The sequence below is a fragment of the Pseudomonas donghuensis genome (genome assembly GCF_000259195.1).
Classification (GTDB): domain Bacteria; phylum Pseudomonadota; class Gammaproteobacteria; order Pseudomonadales; family Pseudomonadaceae; genus Aquipseudomonas; species Aquipseudomonas donghuensis.
Window position 1 is genome coordinate 75,560 of the sequence record NZ_JH650771.1, and the last position, 2,395, is coordinate 77,954.

Consider the following 2,395-nt stretch of genomic DNA (forward strand, 5'->3'; position numbering starts at 1 on the left):
CTCTTCACGAGGCGCTCCCTTGCAGATGAAATGATCTTGCAAGAGAGGTCACGCGAAGGAATGAAAAAGGGAAATGAAAATCAGTTTTATATGAAACTAATTTCTATTTGGCGAAAAAGTAAGGCGCAGCCGTCAAACCCCAGAAACGACAAAAGCCGCACAAGGCGGCTTTTTCGAGGCTTTCAGGCGCTTCAGCGAAAGGCGGTGAAAGCGTGGATGGTGCGGACGAAGAGACTCGAACTCTTACAGCTTGCGCCGCTGGAACCTAAATCCAGTGTGTCTACCAATTTCACCACGTCCGCATGAAGCGCTTAAAACAAAGGCGCCAGATTTTCATCGGGCGCCTTCGGGAATATGGGGTGGACGATGGGAATCGAACCCACGACCACAGGAATCACAATCCTGCGCTCTACCAACTGAGCTACGTCCACCATATTGCATTTGCCGCAGGGCTTGTGTCAAAGCTACCTGCTGGCACATTCACGCGCTTCAGCGAAGGGCGGTGAAAGTTTGGATGGTGCGGACGAAGAGACTCGAACTCTTACAGCTTGCGCCGCTGGAACCTAAATCCAGTGTGTCTACCAATTTCACCACGTCCGCATGAAGCTTTTAAAGCAAAGGCGCCAGATTTTCATCGGGCGCCTTTTGGAATATGGGGTGGACGATGGGAATCGAACCCACGGCCACAGGAATCACAATCCTGCGCTCTACCAACTGAGCTACGTCCACCATATTGCATTTATCGCTTTACTTGTGCCAAAGCTGCCTATTGGCGCACCCGGCAGGACTCGAACCTGCGACCATCCGCTTAGAAGGCGGATGCTCTATCCAGCTGAGCTACGGGCGCATATTTAATCTGCTTTCTGTTACGATTACAAATTAACTTTAGCCGTACTGAACAAGCTAATAAATCTGCTTATTCTGCCTGACCTTGCTAACCAGTGCTAGGCTCTGCCCGACAAGTGCGACGAATCTTATAGACGAGCGGAAAGGTCGTCAACTATTTTTTGAAAAAAATTCATTTTATTTAAGGGCTTAGGGCAATTGCCGGACCAAGCGCCTTTGCCCTCGGCCCCCTTCATGCGAGAATGCGCGCTCTTTTTATTCCCTCTCGATGGTTAATCACGCGTCATGACTGCACACCTTATCGACGGCAAGGCGATCGCCGCCAGCCTGCGCCAGCAGATCGCCCAACGTGTCGTGGAGCGTCGCCAGCAAGGCCTGCGTACGCCTGGCCTGGCGGTGATCCTGGTCGGCACCGACCCCGCTTCTCAAGTCTATGTCTCGCACAAGCGCAAGGATTGCGAAGAGGTCGGCTTTATCTCCCAGGCCTTCGACCTGCCCAGCGATACCACGCAGCAAGCGCTGACCGAGCTGATCGATCGCCTTAATGATGACCCGAACATCGACGGCATCCTCCTGCAGCTGCCGCTGCCGGCGCACCTGGACGCCTCGCTGCTGCTCGAGCGCATCCGCCCGGACAAGGACGTCGACGGTTTCCATCCGTATAACGTCGGCCGCCTGGCCCAGCGTATCCCGCTGCTGCGCCCGTGCACGCCAAAAGGCATCATGACCCTGCTGGAAAGCACCGGTCAGGACCTGTACGGCATGAACGCGGTTGTCGTCGGCGCCTCCAACATCGTTGGCCGGCCGATGGCGATGGAACTGCTGCTGGCCGGTTGCACCGTGACCGTCACCCACCGCTTCACCAAGGACCTGGCCGGCCACGTCGGCCGCGCCGACCTGGTGGTAGTCGCCGCCGGCAAGCCGGGCCTGGTCAAGGGCGAGTGGATCAAGGAAGGCGCGATCGTCATCGACGTCGGTATCAACCGCCAGGACGATGGCAAGCTGGTTGGCGACGTGGTCTACGAGACCGCCCTGCCCCGCGCTGGCTGGATCACCCCGGTGCCGGGTGGCGTCGGGCCGATGACCCGGGCGTGCCTGCTGGAAAACACGTTGTATGCGGCCGAAGCGCTGCATAAGTAAGTGCTGATGGCGGGATAAGAAACGGCACCGGTGAAGGTGCCGTTTTTTTGTGCCTGGCGTCAGGGCCTCATCGCGGGTCAAGCCCGCTCCTACACACAACCTGCGTGGTTACTTGCGTGCAGCCTCCCAGGATTTGAGCAGTTCGCTGTAGCTCACGGTCTCGCCCTTGGGCTTCTCGTTGGCCAGTTTCGGCTTCGGTGCCCCCGGCTGGTCGAACCAGTACTGGGCATCACGTTCCTTGTTCAGCTTGGGTGCGCAAGTCGCCTGAGCCTTGGAGCGCTCCAGACGTTCGAGGATGCGGTCCTGATCCTTGGCCAGGCCATCCAGCGCCTCTTGCGGGGTCTTCTCGCCACTCGCCGCTTCGGCGATATGGCTCCACCACAGCTGCGCCAGCCGCGGGGAGTCCCGC

At 57.9% G+C, this 2,395-nt stretch carries 1 protein-coding gene, 5 tRNA genes and 1 pseudogene; 1 reads left to right on the top strand and 6 read right to left on the bottom strand.

From position 1 onward, the window contains the following. Positions 1-217: 217 nt before the first annotated feature. The 5 genes from UW3_RS0118725 to UW3_RS0118745 all read right to left on the bottom strand — a co-directional run bounded on the left by UW3_RS0118725 (position 218) and on the right by UW3_RS0118745 (position 847). A tRNA-Leu gene (locus UW3_RS0118725) sits at positions 218-302 on the bottom strand. 53 nt (positions 303-355) lie between these two features. Further along, positions 356-431 (bottom strand) — tRNA-His (locus UW3_RS0118730). Positions 432-515: 84 nt separating this feature from the next. Further along, positions 516-600 (bottom strand) — tRNA-Leu (locus UW3_RS0118735). Positions 601-653: 53 nt separating this feature from the next. Continuing rightward, positions 654-729, bottom strand: a tRNA-His gene (locus UW3_RS0118740). Positions 730-770: 41 nt separating this feature from the next. Then, positions 771-847, bottom strand: a tRNA-Arg gene (locus UW3_RS0118745). Between the two features lie 284 nt (positions 848-1,131). Between UW3_RS0118745 and folD the strand changes: the two genes are divergently transcribed. Continuing rightward, on the top strand, positions 1,132-1,986 hold the full coding sequence (gene folD / locus UW3_RS0118750; RefSeq protein ID WP_010224606.1) for a bifunctional methylenetetrahydrofolate dehydrogenase/methenyltetrahydrofolate cyclohydrolase FolD: 855 nt from the start codon (positions 1,132-1,134) through the stop codon (positions 1,984-1,986). A 108-nt stretch (positions 1,987-2,094) separates the two neighbouring features. Here folD and UW3_RS29765 read toward each other — a convergent pair. Next, positions 2,095-2,395 (bottom strand): annotated as a pseudogene (locus UW3_RS29765) (carbohydrate ABC transporter substrate-binding protein); the annotation flags it as partial.

Bases quoted from the DNA above. Each gene is read 5' to 3' on its own strand.
- folD (WP_010224606.1), top strand. From the start codon at position 1,132: ATGACTGCACACCTTATCGACGGCAAGGCGATCGCCGCCAGCCTGCGC.